The organism is Acinetobacter sp. YH16032, from assembly GCF_013417345.1.
GTDB lineage: Bacteria > Pseudomonadota > Gammaproteobacteria > Pseudomonadales > Moraxellaceae > Acinetobacter.
This window is the reverse complement of sequence record NZ_VPEE01000041.1, coordinates 1-18339: the sequence shown is the minus strand read 5'-3', so window position 1 is coordinate 18339 and position 18339 is coordinate 1. Positions and strand designations below refer to the sequence as shown.

17 protein-coding genes are annotated in these 18339 nt (G+C 38.3%); 11 read left to right on the top strand and 6 right to left on the bottom strand.

Annotated features, from left to right (window positions below; all coding sequences use genetic code 11):
* Positions 1 to 410: 410 nt before the first annotated feature.
* The 3 genes from FTV32_RS14535 (at position 411) to erpA (ending at position 3189) form a co-directional block, all read left to right on the top strand.
* On the top strand, positions 411 to 1418 hold the full coding sequence (locus FTV32_RS14535; protein WP_180029024.1) for a putative solute-binding protein: 1008 nt from the start codon (positions 411 to 413) through the stop codon (positions 1416 to 1418).
* 287 nt (positions 1419 to 1705) lie between these two features.
* Complete coding sequence (locus tag FTV32_RS14530; protein WP_180029023.1) at positions 1706 to 2710, top strand: putative solute-binding protein; 1005 nt, start codon at positions 1706 to 1708, stop codon at positions 2708 to 2710.
* 143 nt (positions 2711 to 2853) lie between these two features.
* A complete protein-coding gene (gene erpA / locus FTV32_RS14525) occupies positions 2854 to 3189 on the top strand; it encodes an iron-sulfur cluster insertion protein ErpA (protein ID WP_035268624.1) in 336 nt (111 codons plus the stop codon).
* 35 nt (positions 3190 to 3224) lie between these two features.
* Here the strand turns inward: erpA and FTV32_RS14520 are convergent, their stop codons facing one another.
* Entirely contained in the window at positions 3225 to 4070 is an 846-nt protein-coding gene (locus FTV32_RS14520) for an alpha/beta fold hydrolase (RefSeq protein ID WP_180029022.1), read from the bottom strand.
* Positions 4071 to 4177: 107 nt separating this feature from the next.
* Entirely contained in the window at positions 4178 to 5092 is a 915-nt protein-coding gene (locus tag FTV32_RS14515) for a LysR family transcriptional regulator (RefSeq protein WP_180029021.1), read from the bottom strand.
* A gap of 117 nt (positions 5093 to 5209) precedes the next feature.
* On the opposite strand from FTV32_RS14515, the gene FTV32_RS14510 reads away from it, so the two are divergent.
* On the top strand, positions 5210 to 5944 hold the full coding sequence (locus tag FTV32_RS14510) for a DsbA family protein (RefSeq protein ID WP_180029020.1): 735 nt from the start codon (positions 5210 to 5212) through the stop codon (positions 5942 to 5944).
* A gap of 11 nt (positions 5945 to 5955) precedes the next feature.
* Complete coding sequence (locus tag FTV32_RS14505) at positions 5956 to 6258, top strand: monooxygenase (RefSeq protein ID WP_092768690.1); 303 nt, start codon at positions 5956 to 5958, stop codon at positions 6256 to 6258.
* A 47-nt stretch (positions 6259 to 6305) separates the two neighbouring features.
* On the opposite strand, the gene FTV32_RS14500 is transcribed toward FTV32_RS14505, so the two are convergent.
* Positions 6306 to 7433, bottom strand: coding sequence for an anhydro-N-acetylmuramic acid kinase (locus FTV32_RS14500; protein WP_180029019.1), 1128 nt, complete (start codon positions 7431 to 7433; stop codon positions 6306 to 6308).
* Positions 7434 to 7496: 63 nt separating this feature from the next.
* Here FTV32_RS14500 and tyrS point away from each other — a divergent pair, with 63 nt between their 5' ends.
* The 3 genes from tyrS to FTV32_RS14485 all read left to right on the top strand — a co-directional run bounded on the left by tyrS (position 7497) and on the right by FTV32_RS14485 (position 11723).
* The gene (gene tyrS, locus FTV32_RS14495) at positions 7497 to 8729 is read left to right on the top strand and encodes a tyrosine--tRNA ligase (protein ID WP_180029018.1); all 1233 of its coding nucleotides are present in this window, start codon (positions 7497 to 7499) and stop codon (positions 8727 to 8729) included.
* Positions 8730 to 8880: 151 nt separating this feature from the next.
* Positions 8881 to 10818 (top strand): ATP-binding cassette domain-containing protein, encoded by a 1938-nt coding sequence (locus tag FTV32_RS14490; RefSeq protein WP_180029017.1) that lies wholly within the window; start codon positions 8881 to 8883, stop codon positions 10816 to 10818.
* Between the two features lie 182 nt (positions 10819 to 11000).
* On the top strand, positions 11001 to 11723 hold the full coding sequence (locus tag FTV32_RS14485) for an SDR family oxidoreductase (RefSeq protein ID WP_373683369.1): 723 nt from the start codon (positions 11001 to 11003) through the stop codon (positions 11721 to 11723).
* Positions 11724 to 11796: 73 nt separating this feature from the next.
* Here the strand turns inward: FTV32_RS14485 and dnaK are convergent, their stop codons facing one another.
* Positions 11797 to 13743 carry a molecular chaperone DnaK gene (dnaK, locus tag FTV32_RS14480; protein ID WP_035269467.1) on the bottom strand — a complete coding sequence of 649 codons (1947 nt, stop codon included), beginning with the start codon at positions 13741 to 13743 and terminating at the stop codon, positions 11797 to 11799.
* 118 nt (positions 13744 to 13861) lie between these two features.
* Positions 13862 to 14434 (bottom strand): nucleotide exchange factor GrpE, encoded by a 573-nt coding sequence (gene grpE, locus FTV32_RS14475; protein WP_257219952.1) that lies wholly within the window; start codon positions 14432 to 14434, stop codon positions 13862 to 13864.
* Positions 14435 to 15142: 708 nt separating this feature from the next.
* On the opposite strand from grpE, the gene FTV32_RS14470 reads away from it, so the two are divergent.
* On the top strand, positions 15143 to 15403 hold the full coding sequence (locus FTV32_RS14470) for a molybdenum ABC transporter substrate-binding protein (protein ID WP_180029016.1): 261 nt from the start codon (positions 15143 to 15145) through the stop codon (positions 15401 to 15403).
* 194 nt (positions 15404 to 15597) lie between these two features.
* On the opposite strand, the gene FTV32_RS14465 is transcribed toward FTV32_RS14470, so the two are convergent.
* Positions 15598 to 16050 carry a hypothetical protein gene (locus FTV32_RS14465; protein WP_180029015.1) on the bottom strand — a complete coding sequence of 151 codons (453 nt, stop codon included), beginning with the start codon at positions 16048 to 16050 and terminating at the stop codon, positions 15598 to 15600.
* 199 nt (positions 16051 to 16249) lie between these two features.
* Here FTV32_RS14465 and FTV32_RS14460 point away from each other — a divergent pair, with 199 nt between their 5' ends.
* Together FTV32_RS14460 and FTV32_RS14455 are read left to right on the top strand one after the other, a co-directional pair.
* Complete coding sequence (locus FTV32_RS14460; protein ID WP_092768668.1) at positions 16250 to 17320, top strand: alpha/beta hydrolase; 1071 nt, start codon at positions 16250 to 16252, stop codon at positions 17318 to 17320.
* A gap of 166 nt (positions 17321 to 17486) precedes the next feature.
* Positions 17487 to 18053, top strand: coding sequence for a peptidylprolyl isomerase (locus FTV32_RS14455; protein WP_180029014.1), 567 nt, complete (start codon positions 17487 to 17489; stop codon positions 18051 to 18053).
* The last annotated feature ends 286 nt before the right edge of the window (positions 18054 to 18339 follow it).

Sequence of the window (18339 nt, the reverse complement as noted above, 5' to 3'; positions counted from 1 at the left end):
ATGGAGAAATCTAATCGGTATGTTATACCTGAGAGAAGAGTGAGGAGTTATCCAAGGGTTGTAAAAGGAAAACCTCAAAAATACCCAAGAAAAAGCCAGTCAATCTCTTAACTGACTGGCATTACTCTTAGGAGTGCTTTTTTTGTATCAATCTAAAATCTTAAGTCATTTTTTTGGAATTAATTTCAATAAAATGATGTGCTTGAAGTCACATATTTTATTTATTATGTGAAATATACAGATAATTAAATAAGCATTTACGAAATTAATAAATAATTAAAATCATAAAATTCAATAAGTTATAATTGAATAATAAAAAATAGAGCAATAGCTCTATTTTTTTAAATGGAGAGTGATTAAAATTTTTGTCATGGAAAAGAATCCATTTAAATGCTTAAAAGGAACTAAGAATGAAAAAAACAACTCTGGCTTTATTGGCGGCTTCAACCATGGGTATGGTTTCAACTGCTCAAGCAAAGGTTGATGTGTGTGTATTTGATTTACTCGGTAAGTCTGGTGAATCGTTCCAAATGGCTCAGGAATGGGCATTGGCAGCAAAGGGTTGGGGGGCAGATATTAATCTGATTCCACGTCAGGATGAGGCTGTAGCCGATAATGATTTCAAAGCAGGTAAGTGTGATGCTGTTTTCTTAACAGCGATGCGTTCTCGTCAATATAACAAGTTTGTAGGCTCGATTGACTCTTTAGGTGGTGCGCCTTCAAATGCAATTGCACAACGTGCGATTACTTTTGCTTTAGACAAACGTAATGCTGCAAAGATGGTCACAAATCTCGGTGGGAAAAAATATGAAGTTGCTGGTATTGCACCACTAGGGGCAGCATATATTTTCGTGCGTGATAAAAAAATTGATTCAATCGAAAAAGCTGCTGGTAAGAAATTCGCAGTATTAAGCTATGATCCAGCACAAAAAATTATGGTGCAACGTGTCGGTGCTCAAGCAGTAGGATCTGATGTTTCGAACTTTGTTGCGAAGTTCAATAATGGTCAGGTGGATATGGTGGGTGCACCAGCATATGCCTATAAGCCTCTTGAAATTTATAAAGGTTTAGGCAATACAGGGGCAATGTTTGATTTCCCTGTGGTACACATTACAGCAAACTTTGTGATGAAGCCTGAAAAATTCCCTGAAGGGTTTGGTCAAAAATCACGTGATTGGTTTGTTAAAAACTTGCCGAAAAGCTACGCAATGATCAAGCGTTTAGAGGGTGAAATTCCTGCTAAGTACAAAATGCAATTCTCAGCTGAAGAAAAGCTGAAATATCAAAAACTACTTCGTGATGGTCGTATGGATCTCACTAAACAAGGTATTTATGACAAAGAGATGATGTCTGTTCTTAAGAAAGCACGTTGCTCTGTCGATAAATCCAACTTCGAATGTTCACTTGGTGGTGAATAATTCTGATTTCTAAAGAAAAAATCCTAGACCTGGTCTAGGATTTTTTTTATTCATTTTATGTCATTTTCGCCAATGCACATTTATAAGAAAAAAGTATGCTTTAATCACAATAAGTAGTATTTAAATGATCTGTATCTAAAAACCATATACATACAGCATCTCAGGATCAGTATCTACACAATTGGATCGTGTAATCTCATTTTAGTTCAACACACTGACACTGAAGTTTAAGGTGTTCGATATGGGATATTCGAGACTATAAGAAAGAAGGAATAGGAAACAATAAAATGAATTTAACCAAAACATTATTATTATCAGCAGGTTTAATGACTGCTGCAACGGCTTCACAAGCAAAGCAAGTCGTCTGCGTGTTTGATCTCGTCGGGAAAAACGGCGATGTCTATGCGTTAATGAAAGATTATCAACTTGCTGCTAAGCAGTGGGGAGCTGATATTGAGCTTAAAGTCGGACAAAATGAAGGCGTAATTGCTGAAGATTTCAAAGCAGGTAAATGTGACGGTGTCAGTATCACAGGGATGCGCGGTCGTCAGTTTAATAATTTCACTGGCTCTTTAGATGCCATTGGTGCGATTACTAATCTCAATTTAGCTGTCAAAGTTATGCAAGGTTTAGCAAGTCCAACCTTTGCAAAGCATATGAAAAATGGCAACTATGAAGTTGCAGGAGTGATTCCTGTTGGCGATGCTTATTTAATGGTGCGTGATCGTAGTATTAATACGGTTGCTAAAGCTGCGGGTAAAAAGATCGCCGTACTTGATTATGATCAGGCACAAAAAATTATGGTACAGCAAATTGGTGCGCAAGCAGTGAGTTCTGAGGTCACTAATTTTGGGAGTAAATTCAATAATGGCCAAGTTGATATTATTGGTGCACCAGCAGCGGTATTCCGTCCTTTAGAACTTCATAAAGGGCTAGGAACGAAAGGTGCAATTGTGAATTATCCAATTCTTCAAGTGACCGGTAATATCATCATTCGTCATGATAAATTCCCTGAAGGTTTCGGACAGAAATCGCGTGATTGGGTGAAAACACAATTACCACGTGCGAATCAAATTTTAGGCAAAATGAAAGCGGATATTCCGGCTAAATATTGGATGAATGTTCCAGCTGGAGATAAACCTGGTTATCAAAAATTGATGCGTGAATCTCGTATTGCACTTACTAAACAAGGAGTTTACAACAAACAAATGATGAAACTACTTTGGCAGTTCCGTTGTAAGAATGAACCGACAAACTTTGAATGTAGCTTGCAGGATGAGAACTACAAATAAGTTCATAGGACGTTACATTTAAATCCGATAAATTTACTCTGAATAAACTTTAAAGTTCGAGTTATGACCATATATTGAGTATGTTATACTTGATATATGGTCTTTTAATTTCAAAGCCTATTTAATTTTTTGAGGAATCCATCATGACTGCCCAAGCACTTGAGCTGACTGACAATGCTGCGAATAAAGTTCGTCAACTTCGTGAGAGCGAAGGAAATCAAGATTTGATGTTACGTGTATATGTGACAGGTGGTGGTTGCTCTGGTTTTTCTTACGGATTCAATTTTGCTGAATCTCAAAATGAAGACGATGCTGAATTTGTGAATGGTGATGTGAAGATGCTTGTTGACTCACTGAGTTATCAATATCTCGTTGGTTCAGTTGTTGATTATGTCGAAGGTTTGGAAGGATCTCGCTTTATCGTGCAAAATCCTAATGCGACAACGACATGTGGTTGTGGATCTTCATTCTCAATTTAATATGCAGCAAAAAAAGCCCGCTAAGCGGGCTTTTTTTATGATAATTTTTGCTGTTCTTTCAGAATTAAATCAGTCAGCTCATGATAATTTTGAACTGGAATCCAATGATTCGCCTCTAAATGAATTTCCGTATATGGACCTTCAACATAATTTTGATTGAACTGAACCCCTTTAGCATCAATTGCAACGTCATCTTTGCCCCAAATAAATAAAGTGGGAACTTTGACTTTATTGAATAGCGTTTTATTAGAGCTAAAAGGTAAACCTCGATACCAATTGAGTGATGGGCTGAGCCGTTTTTCTATAATCATTTCTTGTTTAAAGTCATTTAATTGTTCAACTGTCATTCCAGAATTTTTTAATAAAGCCTCGCCAATTTGAGGTGTTTTATTAAAGAGCAACTCAGGTATCCATGGAAGCTGAAATAGTCCCATATAATAGGATTTAAAAAGTTGTGTACTGCTGTAAAAAGCCCGCATAAATGCTGCTTTGTGAGGGACGGAGATCGCGGTCAAATGTTTAATTTTATTAGGATAACGTAGAGCAACTTCCCAAGCAACGACTGCGCCCCAGTCGTGTCCTACGATATATGAAGGCTCTCCAATTAAGTCGAGTAGAACATTTACATCATCTGCTAAATGTTGAATGGCATAATCTGCGCGTTTTTTCGGTTGAGCCCTTAAGCTATATCCACGTTGGTTTAACGCATAGGTGCGAAAACCATGTTGGTTTAGTATTTCGGCACTATGCTGCCAAATTTTTGATGTTTCAGGAAAACCATGTAATAGCACAATTGGAGTGCCATCGATTGGACCGCTATCTATTACATCAAAAATAAGATTACCTTTTTGAAACTCAGTGATTCGTTGTTGTTTATCCATAATCAATATCCTCTTTCCTTTACATATCTTTATCAAATTTGGATGATAGAACTAGGGCTGAACGGGTCAGTTCTAGGTGAAAGAAGGTCGTTCATTGTCTGACAATATTATGGGTTGATTAAACGGTGTATTTGTATTGGGATTTGTTTTTTTAAGAACGTTAAGCAAAGTCTCAAAGCTAAGGTCCGATAGCTTAAGCTCGGAGTAACCAAGTGGACATCTTCAGGGATTAGAGACCATTCAGGTAAAATATGAATTAACGTTGAGTTGAGTAATTGATGGGCCACTTGGATTTCAGCAACGGCGGCAATACCTAAATGTGCTTCTACAGCAGCAAGCGCATGTTCGGATGGTGTCACCATCAGATGCGTATAAATTTTAAATTTTTTTATCGTACCGTTTTTGAAAAGCTTGATTTTGGACAGCTCGCGGTTATGCGAGATAAAATGATGATCACACAGTTGCTCTGGGTGTTCAGGAATGCCATAACGCATTTGATAGGTTGGACTGGCACATAAAATTCTTCGAACTTGTCCAACCTTTTGAGCATGGAGTGTAGAGTCTGCTAAATCACCAAGTCTGATGGCTAAGTCATATCCTCCAGAAATTAAATCAACTTTGCTGTCATTCAAATCAATTTCAATATCAATGTGTGGGTATTCAATTAAAAATTGAGAGATTAAAGGGAATACCACCATTTTTCCAAAAGTTCCCGAAGCAGCTATTCGAATTCGACCTTTGGGTTGTATTTCTAATTGTGTGAGATCGTTCGTCAGTGATTCAATTTGATGAAATAGGGGGGAGATTTCTTTTAAGAAAATCTTACCAGCATCAGTTAGTGAGCTTGAATTGGTATTTCGATTTAATAATCTAATATTTAAGGATTCTTCAAGTCTTGAAAGTCGATTAGATAACGTGGATTTAGCAATATCATAACGTCTTGCTGCCGCGGATAAACTTCCAGCATCTGCAATCAGTACGAACCAATATAGGTCATCGATTGAGTAGGGTAAGCTGTTCATAAAATCGAACACCACCTTTCATTTTTATTGTCTATTCACATCATTATAGAACCGCTAAGTTAAGTCAATTGATCAGATGTAGCAAATGATCTGATTTAGCAAATTGAGGACATAGCAATGACAATGAATTGTGATTTAGAAACTGGTACTTGTTCAGTAGCCGAATTGGAAAAAGGCCAAAATGCAGTGGTCAATGTAGCATCTGACCTCAGCCTGATTTATGTGGGTGACCCAATGTGCTCATGGTGTTGGGGAAGTTCAAATATCATTAAACAAGCGCGTGAATATGCAATTCAGCATGGTGTTGGCTTTCAAGTGATTAGCGGTGGTTTAAGACCTGGTGGAGGTGATGCTTGGACCGATACTTTCAAGAATTTTTTACGCACCGAATGGAAAAATATTCAGAGACTGACTAAACAACCTTTCACTGAAAAATTGTTAGAAAGAGCACATTTTAACTATGATACCGAGCCTTCAGCACGTGCTGTTTACGTTGCTCGACAACTTTGGCAAGACCATGATCATCATGATGAAAAACTTTTGGCATTTTTTTCAGCAATCCAATATAAATTTTATGTGGATGGTGAAGATCCGAACGAGCTTGAATATTATCGAAGTATATGTGAAACGTTTGAGCTGGATTTTGACGTATTCTCAACGTTGTTTGTATTACCTGAGACCCAAGCAGCGACCTATGAAGAGTTCAAGCTTAATCGAAGTTGGGGCATAAAAGGGTTCCCAAGTTTTGCGATACGTCATGGAGACAATGTCAAAATCATAGGCTCTGGTCATGTGGCATTGGAAAAATTAACACAAGCTATTGATGACTTAATCAAAGATGCGCGTATATAAGGAAAAGTTGAATGGCGATTATTCTACAAATTGATTTTCCCTATGATGGACCTTGGGGGCACGAAATGTTTGAAAGTTTCAAAACACTCGCGGATTCAATAGCAAATGAGAAAGGCTTGATTTGGAAAATTTGGACTGAAAATGAAGCGTCCAAAGAAGCAGGTGGAATTTACTTATTTGAAAGCCAAGCAGATGCAGAAGATTATCTAAATATGCATCTTCAGCGTTTAAGGGAAAATGGCTTTACTGAATGTAGACATCGGATCTTTGCTGTTAACTCGGCACTTTCAAAATTGAATTTTGCACCTGTTTAAGTTAATCGATGTATCAACTCAGGATAGTGGATACATCGATTCTTCATTTAAACCGCAGTGATCGTTCCTAAAACTCGATCTCCTTGAGCTCCTGTCACTTCAGGTAAATTACCAGCAAGTTGGTTTACAAATCGCATAGCCAACCACGCAAAAGCGGTCGCCTCCACCCAAGTCGGTGCTAATCCCAAATCTGCTGTGGTTTGAACACTCCACTCGTGTTTACGTAAACGCCAACGTAATTGTTCTAATAATTGTGAGTTATACGCACCACCCCCACAGACATAAACTTCACCTGTGTCCATAGGGGAGCGATAAATGGCTTTCTTAATGGCACGTGTCGTGAGTTTCATCAGCGTTGCTTGAATATTTTCAGGCGTATCTTCAAGTTCATCGTATTCAACATCGCTACGCCAATCCGCAATTTGTTCATCCAACCATTCCAAATTAAAGTCTTCACGACCAGTACTTTTTGGCGGTTCTTTGGAGAAAAAGTCATGTGATTGCAAACGATCAAGCAAAGCGCGAATAGGCGTACCATAAGCAGCCCAATTGCCATTTTCATCATAAGGCTGACCCGTGTAACGTTCACACCAAGCATCCATCAAAATATTGGCTGGTCCAGTATCGAAGCCATATACGCCTTTAGGATCACCCGCAGGTAACATACTGACATTGGCAATTCCACCGAGATTTAAGATCACACGGTGTATCGTCGGATGCTGAAATAAGGCTTGATGGAATGCTGGCACTAGAGGTGCACCTTGACCACCAGCAGCCATATCACGGCGTCTAAAATCTGATACCACAGGAATTTGAGTGATTTCAGTAATAATGTTGGGATCACCAATTTGCAGGGTAAATCCATGTTCGGGACGATGACGAATCGTTTGACCATGAGATCCAATGGCTTTTATTTGAGTTCTATCGAGATTATTTTCTTGTATAAGTTGATTGATTCCATGACCGATCATCTGTGCTAAAGCGACATCAGCTTTACCCATGCGGTCAATTTCATTATCGTCTGGAAAAGTAAGTGCCATCAGTTCATTACGTAAATCTGGATCAAAGGCTAATGTCAGCGTTGCATGGATCTGTAATGGATCAAAAGAAGCGGCTACAAAATCGACGCCGTCCATACTCGTGCCAGTCATTACACCAATGTAGATTGTGGTCATGATTATTCTTAAGCCTGCATTGTGCTGAAAAAGTGTTAGTATATCGCACAAATTGAACAACAGATGTATTTGGGTTTTGTGATGTCAAATTTCCTGCCTGCTGAAGAACAACTTGCCCTCATTCAACGAGGCACACATGAAATTATTTCAGAAGAAGATCTTCTGAAGAAATTAAAATTGAATCGTCCTTTGAAAATTAAGGCGGGTTTTGATCCTACAGCACCAGACTTACACTTAGGTCATACGGTATTAATTAACAAGCTTAAAGTGTTCCAAGACTTAGGTCATGAAGTATTCTTCTTGATTGGTGATTACACTGCGATGATTGGTGACCCAACAGGTAAAAGTGCAACTCGTCCACCATTGTCACGTGAGCAAGTCTTAGAAAACGCGAAAACCTATCAGGAACAAGTGTTTAAAATTCTTGATCCAAATAAAACTAAGGTGGTGTTTAACTCAGAATGGTTTGCTCAAAAAACTGCTGCTGATCTGATCCAATTGGCTTCACAGCAAACGGTTGCACGTATGCTTGAACGTGATGACTTTACTAAACGCTATAACAACCAACAGCCGATTGCGATTCACGAGTTTTTGTATCCATTGGTGCAAGGCTATGACTCTATCGCGCTTGAGGCTGATGTTGAGTTAGGTGGTACAGATCAAACCTTTAACTTACTGATGGGGCGTACTTTACAAGGTCGTTATAATCAAGAGCCACAAGTGTGTATCACTGTACCAATTCTTGAAGGTTTAGATGGCGTCAACAAAATGTCTAAATCTCTAGGTAACTACATTGGTGTATTTGATGCACCTGGTGCGATGTACCAAAAAGTACTTTCAATGCCAGACAGCTTAATTGAGCGATATTTCGAACTTCTTAGCTTCAAGTCAATGGAAGAGATCGAAGGCTTATTGAAAGAAATGGCCGAAGGTCGTAACCCTCAAGAAATTAAACGTATCTTAGCGCTCGAGTTAGTGGAACGTTTCCATGGAAGCGAAGCTGCTGCGAATGCACATAAAGGTGCAGGGAATATCATCACAGAAGGTGAGCTTCCTGAAGGAACGCCAGAAGTGACGATTTCACGTGGTGAATTCGGTGGTGAAATGTTTATTGCTTCTATTGTTCGTGCAGCAGGTTTAACTAAAAATGCAGCGCAAGCCAAAGATGCTGTTTCACGTGGAGCCGTAAAAGTTGATTGGGAGGTGGTAGATGCATCATTCTCAATTAAGGAAAACAAAACAGTGATTGTTCAAGCAGGTAAAAAGGCCATTGCTAAAGTAACTTTTACTGACTAAATCATTAAGTTTTGCATGATTAAAAAGCCATCCTAAGTGATGGCTTTTTTATGTCAAGAATGAAATGAAGATGAAAGATGGATTAATTTTTGGTTGTTCTGGGTGAAATCCATTAAAATGCGCCATCCAATACTTATTTGTTTGAATATCTATGATTCAGTTAGACCAACTTACCATTCGCCGCGGCGGTCGCATTTTATTTGAAAAAGCGTCTATGCAACTTCACCCTGGTTGGAAGATTGGTTTAACAGGTGTCAATGGTGCAGGAAAATCGACTTTGTTTTCAGCCTTACTTGGGGGCATGGAATCAGATGGTGGCTCATTGACACGACCATCGGTTTGGACAGTGGCGCATATGGCGCAAGAGATTAAAGCGCTGGATATGAAAGCGATTGATTTCGTTCTATCCGGTGATGAAGAGTATTGGAATATCCAACACAAACTTGAGCATCCTGACGGATTGTCTGATCAAGATTTGGCAAATCTATATGGTCGTTTTGATGAAATTAGTGGCTACTCAGCGCCGTCTAAAGCATCACAACTGATGGCTGGGCTAGGCTTCTTTGAACATCAGTCAGAACTTAGCGTAAAAAGTTTCTCTGGTGGATGGCGTATGCGTTTAAATCTTGCGCGTACTTTGATGAGTCGTTCAGATTTACTCTTACTTGATGAACCGACGAACCATTTAGATTTAGACGCTATTTTATGGTTAGAAGACTGGTTGAAAGCATATGAAGGCACATTGGTACTGATTTCGCATGACCGTGATTTCTTGGATGCCATTACCGACCATATTTTGCATATCGAAAACCAAGAACTAACGCTTTATACCGGTAACTATTCAACCTTTGAACGTACCCGAAGTGAACGTTTAGCTCAGCAACAACAAGCCTATGAGAAACAGCTTGAGCTACGTGCACATCTGCAAAAATATATCGATCGTTTTAAAGCTAAGGCAACCAAAGCGAAACAGGCACAAAGTCGTATTAAACAGCTTGAACGAATGCAAGAGCTTTCTGCTGCGCATGTCGATACGCCTTTTACCTTTAGCTTCCGTGAGCCGACCAAAATGAGTTCTCCATTGTTGCAACTGGATAGTGCTGATATTGGTTATGGTGACAAACTGATTGTGACCAATGTGAAACTACAAATCACGCCAACCAGTCGTATTGGTTTATTGGGGATGAATGGTGCAGGTAAGTCCACATTAATTAAATCTTTGGTGGGTGATTTACCTTTAATCCAAGGTCAACGAAAAGCATCTGAACTACTTAATATTGGTTATTTTGCTCAACATCAAATGGATGCATTAGATGGTAATGCGAGTCCAATGTTGCAGTTGTCTCGTATTGCAGATAAGAAGATTAGTGAAGCGACTTTACGCGCATTCCTAGGAAGTTTTGGCTTTTCTGGTGAGCGTATGGATACGCCGTGTGAAAGCTTCTCTGGGGGTGAGCGTGCACGTTTAGCATTGGCTTTGATTGTCTGGCAGCGTCCAAATGTTTTAATTTTAGATGAACCGACCAACCATTTAGACTTGGATATGCGTCATGCATTAACTATGGCACTACAAGACTTTGAAGGGGCAGTGGTGTTGGTCTCACATGAACGCCAATTAATTGCAAGTGTCTGTGATGAATTACTCCTAGTGCATAACGGTAAATGTCGTGAGTTTGAAGGTGATCTGGTCGCTTATGCAGACTGGTTACGTCAAGCACGTGCAGAGTTGATGAAGCAAGGGCAGCAAGCACCTGAGCCAGTAAAATCTCAAGTGATCGATAAGCCTGTAGTTTCTAAAGTAGATAAAGAAGCACAGCGTAAAGAAGCTGCGCGTCGCCGTGAAATGAGCCGCCCAATTCGTAAAAATATCGAAAAATTGGAAGCTGAGATTGCAAAGATTCAACCACGTTTAGTTCAAATTGAGGATGCTTTAGGGGAGGCATCACTTTATGATGCGTCTCGGAAAGATGATCTTTTAAAATTGATGAATGAACAAACTGAGCTTAAAGGAAAATTAGCACAAGCAGAAGAAAAAATGCTTGAACTGATGATGGAACTTGAAGAGTTAGAAAGTTCGTTTGATGAGTAATTTGTGATAAAAAGCCCAATGTAGATTGGGCTTTTTTATTAAAATAGGCGTTATTTTGGTCATCGTCATAAAAACTGTCATTTTAATTTTTCTATTTTATTTGTGTTTTTAATTCAACTTGACCTCAAGCTAACTTGAGATTTGATCATAAGAAATCTAATAACAAAATTGGAAAAACGACAGTGCCATCATCAATCAATAAAACTTTTTTAATTCATGGAATCAGTTATGGTCTAGGAAAAGCGTTAGCTACTTTAGTTCCAAATGATGATGATTTAATCTATGGAATATCACGCTCAACCCCACAACTACCACGCCAGATTGAGTGGATTCAAACTGATTTAGCTTATCCTGTCCAAGCATGCAAAAAAATTAAAGACGTAATTGGAGATAAAGCATTAGATGTATTTATTTATAATGTAGGTGTTTGGGAGCAAGATGCTTTTACGCATGACTATGATTTTTCATCAATCTCAGCATTAGAAATTCAAACGATCATCAATACAAATATCACCAGTTGTATTTTATCTATACAATCCATTTTGGAAAATTTAAAGAAATCAGATCATGCCAAAGTGATCCTCATTGGTTCAACATGGGGTTTAGACAATCACAATGGAAAAGAAATAGTATTTTCAGCTACCAAATTTGCATTACGTGGAATTTCCCATGCCTTAAGAGAGTTGGTACGAAAGGATCGAATAGGCGTTACGGTGTTAAATCTTGGATATTTAGTACCTGATTTTGATCTAGATACAACAATAGAATCTGTCCTAGAAGAAACAGACGAATCTTTAATTCCTGTGTCTGATGTAGTTGCTGCCGTTCATTTTGTGCTTAATACGTCTAGAGCATCTTGTGTGAAAGAAATTATGATGCCTGCAATGCAAGATACAAATATCTGATAATCATTTAAAAATTCAAAGATGTAAATAAAAAAACCGCGCTTTCGCGCGGTCTTTTATTTAAAGAGACAAATTATTTTTTGTCATCTTTCACTTCAGTGAACTCAGCATCTACAACGCCGTCGTCCGCTTTTTGTTGTTGACCAGCAGCATCACCTTGGAATGCATTTGGATCAAAACCTTGCGCACCACCTTGAGCACCCTGCGCAGCTTCATAAGCACGTTGAGTGATCGGCATGATGATGTTTTGAAGTGCTTCAGTTTTCGCTTTGATCGCGTCAACATCATTTTCTTTTGTTGCAGCTTCAAGTTCTGAAACAGCAGTTTCAACCGCAGTTTTTTCATCAGCAGTTACTTGTTCGCCAAGGTCTTTTACTGCTTTTTGAGCAGAAGAAACTAATGCATCAGCTTCGTTACGCGCTTTTGCTAATTCTTCAAACTTACGGTCTTCTTCCGCATTCGCTTCAGCATCTTTGATCATCGCTTCAATTTCAGCATCGCTCAAACCTGAGTTTGCTTTAATTTGAATTGATTGCTCTTTACCAGTGCTCTTGTCTTTCGCAGATACTTTCAAGATACCATCAGCGTTGATGTCGAACGATACTTCAATTTGCGGCACACCACGTGGAGCAGGTGGGATATCGCCCAATTGGAAGTTACCCAACAATTTGTTTTGTTGAGCCATTTTACGTTCACCTTGATAAACCGAAATGTCTACTGCAGGCTGGTTATCAGCAGCTGTAGAGAACACTTGTGATTTTTTCGCAGGGATTGTTGTGTTTTTCTCGATGATTGGAGTTAACACGCCACCCATTGTTTCAATACCAAGTGTCAACGGTGTTACGTCAAGTAATAGAACGTCGTTCTTATCACCTGAAAGTACAGCACCTTGGATCGCAGCACCCATTGCCACAGCTTCGTCAGGGTTCACGTCTTTACGTGGCTCTTTACCGAAGAACTCTTGTACTTTTTGTTGTACAAGTGGCATACGAGACTGACCACCAACCAAGATTACGTCAGAGATATCAGAAGTTGATAAACCTGCATCTTTAAGCGCAATACGACAAGGCTCAATTGTACGAGCAACTAGGTCAGCAACTAAACCTTCTAATTTTGCACGTGTTACATTGATCACTAAGTGTTTAGGACCAGTCGCATCAGCAGTGATGTACGGAAGGTTAATTTCAGTTGCATTAGAAGAAGACAATTCAATCTTCGCTTTTTCAGCAGCTTCTTTTAAACGTTGAAGTGCGAGAGGATCGTTTTTCAAGTTTACATTTTGTTCTTTCTTGAATTCTTCAACCAAGAAGTCGATTAACGCGTTATCAAAGTCTTCACCACCAAGGAATGTGTCACCATTAGTAGACAACACTTCGATTTGTTGGTCGCCATCAAGGTCAGCGATTTCAATGATTGATACGTCGAAAGTACCACCACCTAAGTCGTAAACCGCGATTTTACGATCGCCTTCTTTCTTGTCCATACCGAACGCAAGCGCTGCAGCTGTTGGTTCGTTGATGATACGTTTAACATCTAAACCAGCAATTTTACCAGCATCTTTCGTTGCTTGACGTTGAGCATCGTTGAAGTATGCAGGAACAGTAACTACCGCTTCAGTAACTGTTTCACCTAAGTAATCTTCCGCAGTTTTCTTCATTTTCTTAAGAACTTCTGCAGAGATTTGTTGTGGTGCTAGTTTCTTGTCGTTTACATCAACCCAAGCATCACCATTGTCAGCTTTGATGATTTTGTAAGGTACAAGACCAATATCTTTTTGAACTGCTTGATCTTCGTAACGGCGACCGATCAAACGTTTGATCGCAAATAATGTATTTTTCGGGTTTGTTACCGCTTGACGTTTAGCTGATTGACCAACAAGGATCTCGCCATCTTTATACGCAATAATAGACGGAGTTGTACGAGCGCCTTCAGCGTTGTCGATTACTTTAACTTTATCGCCTTCAAGTACTGCAACACATGAGTTTGTAGTACCTAAGTCAATACCAATAATTTTAGCCATTGATGTGTTCCTCGAAAATTTTGTTGTGATCTTTCACTTGTTATCCGATATGAGAGCCATTCATTATTTTTCAAGTTAAAAACTTAAAAAATTTTTACAAACTCCCGTATTTCTTGACTTATTGGCCTACCATGACCATTGCAGGACGAAGTAAACGGCCAGAAAGGGTGTAACCTTTTTGAAGTACCGTACCAATCTCACCCGCTTTTGCATCTGGGGCAATACCTACTGCTTGATGCAAATCAGCATTAAAACCATTTTCAGTGTCAACTGCCACAACACCAAATTTTTCTAATGTTGCTAATAATGACTTCAGTGTGAGTTCTACACCTTCTGATAAAGGAGTTTTTTCATCACCTGCAGCAGCAATTGCACGTTCAAGGTTGTCAACTGAATCCAATAATTCTTTTGCAAATTTCTCTAAAGCAAATTTTTTCGCAGTATCCGCCTCACGCTCTAAACGTTCTTTGGTTTTTTCTGCTTCATACTTCGCATTTGCAGCAACTGCTTTTTCATATTTTAAGTTTTCAGTCAGCGTTGCGATTTGCGCTTGAAGGTCTTCTACAGAAACTTCAACTTCAGCTTGTTGATTTTCAACTTGCTGTTCAGTTTGTTCCGTTTGAACGTCCTGAGTTTGTTCGTTTTGCTCATTTGCCATGGAAGATCTCCGCTTAAATGGGTTTTTAAACATGTACAGTCCTTTGGCATCAGTGTTAACTGCGTTAATCTGAACTGCCATGCGTGTGTAATTCATCAATACAAAGGTAATGTGGGCGACTATAAATAATTCAAGCTTAAACGATGTTTATTTCTACTAAATTCATCTTTACAACAAGGAATGAAAATTTTTCGATCCATTTAGAGAAATCTAAAGTCTAGAATAAGAAGAGGAGATGAGCTGAAGAAAGATTATAAAAATATGATTTAGTGTATATTTTATATATAAAAAATATAGATTCAGATAAAACAAGTCTTTCCTTTTAAATAATCAAAACTGTATTATCTTTAACCAGATACTAACGCTGTAGTTTCTATTTATTTTGTTTTTGCTTTTTAATAGCTCATCCAACCTCCTTGGATGAGTTTTTTTTTTGCTTGTCGAGATCTGAGTAACAATGTTAAGCAACCGATATACCGTGTAGCCACACTGTGATTCAGTCACCTTCAAAAAGGGCTTATATCGCACCACATATTCACTAAAAAATAAATTAAATAAATGGCTTAGGAGATATATTCAACTATAAAAGTTGAATTGCATTTTCTTTACACTTTTTTCATAAGTTCAACCTGAAGTCATCGAAACTTGAACCAAGAACTGACGCATGAAATAAAAAAGTCAGGAATGATAAGCCTTCAAAGTTAACTCTGACTTTGAATGTTTCAAGTAAGGAATTAAACAATGAAAAAATTAGGTCTCATTTCCCTGGCATTTGCAGCTATTGGTTTTGCTACTGTAGGTTGTACTTCAAACCAATCTGCTGAAACTGCTCAAGCGACTCAGCCGACCACACAAACAGATGCTTCTATAGCGCAAGCGGCAACTACTGAAATGGATACCCAAAATGGTGTGGCTGTACAAGCTGACCCAAGTGTAGAGTCTGCTGAACCGATTCAAGCTGTCCCAGCTGAAGGTGCAGAAGCCCCTCAAGTTGTTGAGTAAAATGCAATGAAATTTAATTCATTTAAACTGCTTATAATGGATTAAATTTTATGAAAAAGCAGAGAATAGAGAGTAAATAGGATGCCTTTACTGTCTATTTTTAGAATCACAGCACTTAAAAAAACCTAACATTCAAATGTGAATGTTAGGTTTGTGAGGTAACTTTAAATCAATTGTCTTGAGTCCAAGAAAGCTTAACGATCTCGGCGATCGTGTTGACGTTCCTGTTCTCGCTTCTTGCGGTCCTGTTCTAAGCGCTTACGTTGTTCTTCAATCGCTTTTTTACGATTATCTTGATTCCAACGATTACGTTCAGCTTGACGTTGTTTTAGAATTTCCTTTTGACGTTGTTCAATCTGTTTACGACGATCATGCTCAGCACGTTCTTTATTACGTCGATCTGCTAATTCACGTTGTTGGCGTTGACGTTCATATTGACGTTTGCGCTTTTCTTGTTCAAGGCGCTGTTGATGTAAACGTTGTGCGCGTTCTCTCTCCCAACGTTGACGGTCATAGTTGCGATCATAATCACGATCATAACGATGGTCATAATTACCATTATAATAAGGGCTATCATCAGGGAAGGCCACACAACCGACTGCAAGAACTGCTGTGGCCAATGACATTATCATTACTTTTATTGCCATAGCTTTCACCTTTATATGTTGAATCAGGACAACTAAAAAATTCCTGATGTTGGATTAAATAGTCAATGACAAGACTGCTATAGTCAGATTAGCGTAAATGGGATTGAAGTTTGTATATTGATCAGTAGACTTAGTTAACAAAATAGTCATGAAATGGCTGATCGTGTAGAAATTATGAAGAATACGGATTTTTAAAAGGATCGGAATCGTGAATCAAAAAATACAACAATTACTTGAAAATGGTCAGGGTTCTGCAGGACGTGCATTAGATCGACTCCCAAAGATCGTTCAAGAATCTCTAGTGAAGTTACTTGGCTATCCCTATGACTATCCTCAACTCGATAGTTTTACAAAATGCTTGATGGCTGCACAGTTGAAACAAGGAAAATCAGGCTTTATTGGCGCTGATATTGATAAATCAAGAAAAGAATTTGAAAATCAAATCCAATCCATCACACATAAATCATCTCATGTTCAATATGTAGAAGATATTCGTCTTCCTTTACAAAGTGGTACTGTATTTGCCAGACATTATCATCCTGCTCCGAATAAAAAATTACCAATGATTGTGTTTTATCATGGTGGTGGGTTTGTTGTCGGAAGTGTGAATACACATGATGAAGCGTGCCGAATCATTGCGAATTATGCAAAAGTACAAGTAATCAGTATTGATTATCCTTTAGCGCCAGAAGTTTCTCCACAATCATTGATTCAATCATGTGAAGACGCATTGGCATGGGTATATCAAAATCGCCGTCACTTTAAAATCTTAAAAAATCGTATTGCTGTAGCAGGAGATAGTGCTGGCGGTAATATTAGTGCTGTCGTTGCTCAACGTGCATTAAATGCCAGTTATGCGCCTCAAGCTCAATTTTTAATATATCCTGCGGTAGATTTCAAAAGTCGTCATCCATCATTCTTTGCGTATAAAGATGGTTTAGTATTAACCAACAGCGATATTGACTATGTGACAGAATACTACGCGACAAGACATAAAGTTGCTTTGGATAATCCACTAATCTCCCCAACATACGGTAATCTAAAAAAATTGGCACCAGCCTATGTTGTTACAGCGGGACATGATGTATTGCATGATGAAGGCAAAATTTACGCCCACAAATTACGTCAAAATGGCACTAAAGTGTTGTATCAAGATTTTGAAGATCAAACACACGGATTTATTAATCTAACGCTAGTCTCAGGGCGTTCTAAAAAATTGTTGATTGAAATGAGTAAAGAGTTTAGAAGATTTTGGGATAAAAATAGTTAATAGATGCTTACTTTCAAATCCTGAGATTCAAACGAAACTCAGGATTTTTTCTTTATATAGAGTAATCGAATAAAAATACTTTGATGCTTAACAAAAAACTGAATCTTTTCTGGCGATTGATTCATGAATAATAGATAAGATAAAAAAATCAATAAGAGGATAGCGTATGTTAAAAAAAATGATGTTAGGTGTTTCTGTTGCGGCGATGAGTACTTTGTCTTTGGCAGCAAATACGCATATGCAAATCAAAACATCAGCAGGAGATATCGAAATCGAGTTGTTTAATGATAAAGCTCCGATTTCAGCAAAGAACTTTGAAACTTATGCGAAAGCTAATTTTTATAACGGCACAATCTTCCATCGGGTTATTCCAGGGTTCATGATCCAAGGTGGAGGATTAGATGTATCGATGAAAAAAAAAGTGAATCGACCTCCAATCAAGAACGAGTCTTATAATGGCTTAAAGAATAACCGTGGCACTTTAGCCATGGCACGTACAAACCAGCCTGATTCAGCAACAAGCCAATTTTTTATCAATATTGCGGATAATGATTTTCTAAATAAAGCGCCAATGAATCCTGGTTATGCTGTGTTTGGTCAGGTAACTAAAGGCATGGATGTTGTCGATAAAATTGCAAAAGTGCCTACTGGTAGATTTGGTATGCATCAAGATGTGCCAAAAAATCCTATTAAAATTTTAAGTGTGAATATAAAACCTTCAAAAGCGAAATAGTGATTAAAAAAAGAAGCAGAAATATTAAATTAATATTTTTGCTTCAATATTATAGGGTTAAGTGTAAATGTGATTATTAATGAATCATAATGGTGCATAAAAATAGAACACTCAATAAAACATGGGGTTAAAAGCACTTGCAATGATTTCGAAATGCTCTAGAATGCACCCCATACCGACGAGATACACGGAAACGAACGAAGCAGGTTGCTGAGTTGTTAAGTGTTTCGAGTCCAGCTTCTAGCATTGACGAGATGTTAGAAAGATCATTAAGAGATTATGAAGA

Excerpts from the sequence above, each read along its gene's own strand:
- FTV32_RS14535 (WP_180029024.1), top strand. The coding sequence starts at position 411 with ATGAAAAAAACAACTCTGGCTTTATTGGCGGCTTCAACCATGGGTATG.
- FTV32_RS14530 (WP_180029023.1), top strand. The coding sequence starts at position 1,706 with ATGAATTTAACCAAAACATTATTATTATCAGCAGGTTTAATGACTGCT.
- erpA (WP_035268624.1), top strand. The coding sequence starts at position 2,854 with ATGACTGCCCAAGCACTTGAGCTGACTGACAATGCTGCGAATAAAGTT.
- FTV32_RS14520 (WP_180029022.1), bottom strand. The coding sequence starts at position 4,070 with ATGGATAAACAACAACGAATCACTGAGTTTCAAAAAGGTAATCTTATT.
- FTV32_RS14515 (WP_180029021.1), bottom strand. The coding sequence starts at position 5,092 with ATGAACAGCTTACCCTACTCAATCGATGACCTATATTGGTTCGTACTG.
- FTV32_RS14510 (WP_180029020.1), top strand. The coding sequence starts at position 5,210 with ATGACAATGAATTGTGATTTAGAAACTGGTACTTGTTCAGTAGCCGAA.
- FTV32_RS14505 (WP_092768690.1), top strand. The coding sequence starts at position 5,956 with ATGGCGATTATTCTACAAATTGATTTTCCCTATGATGGACCTTGGGGG.
- FTV32_RS14500 (WP_180029019.1), bottom strand. The coding sequence starts at position 7,433 with ATGACCACAATCTACATTGGTGTAATGACTGGCACGAGTATGGACGGC.
- tyrS (WP_180029018.1), top strand. The coding sequence starts at position 7,497 with ATGTATTTGGGTTTTGTGATGTCAAATTTCCTGCCTGCTGAAGAACAA.
- FTV32_RS14490 (WP_180029017.1), top strand. The coding sequence starts at position 8,881 with ATGATTCAGTTAGACCAACTTACCATTCGCCGCGGCGGTCGCATTTTA.
- dnaK (WP_035269467.1), bottom strand. The coding sequence starts at position 13,743 with ATGGCTAAAATTATTGGTATTGACTTAGGTACTACAAACTCATGTGTT.
- grpE (WP_257219952.1), bottom strand. The coding sequence starts at position 14,434 with ATGTTTAAAAACCCATTTAAGCGGAGATCTTCCATGGCAAATGAGCAA.
- FTV32_RS14470 (WP_180029016.1), top strand. The coding sequence starts at position 15,143 with ATGAAAAAATTAGGTCTCATTTCCCTGGCATTTGCAGCTATTGGTTTT.
- FTV32_RS14465 (WP_180029015.1), bottom strand. The coding sequence starts at position 16,050 with ATGGCAATAAAAGTAATGATAATGTCATTGGCCACAGCAGTTCTTGCA.
- FTV32_RS14455 (WP_180029014.1), top strand. The coding sequence starts at position 17,487 with ATGTTAAAAAAAATGATGTTAGGTGTTTCTGTTGCGGCGATGAGTACT.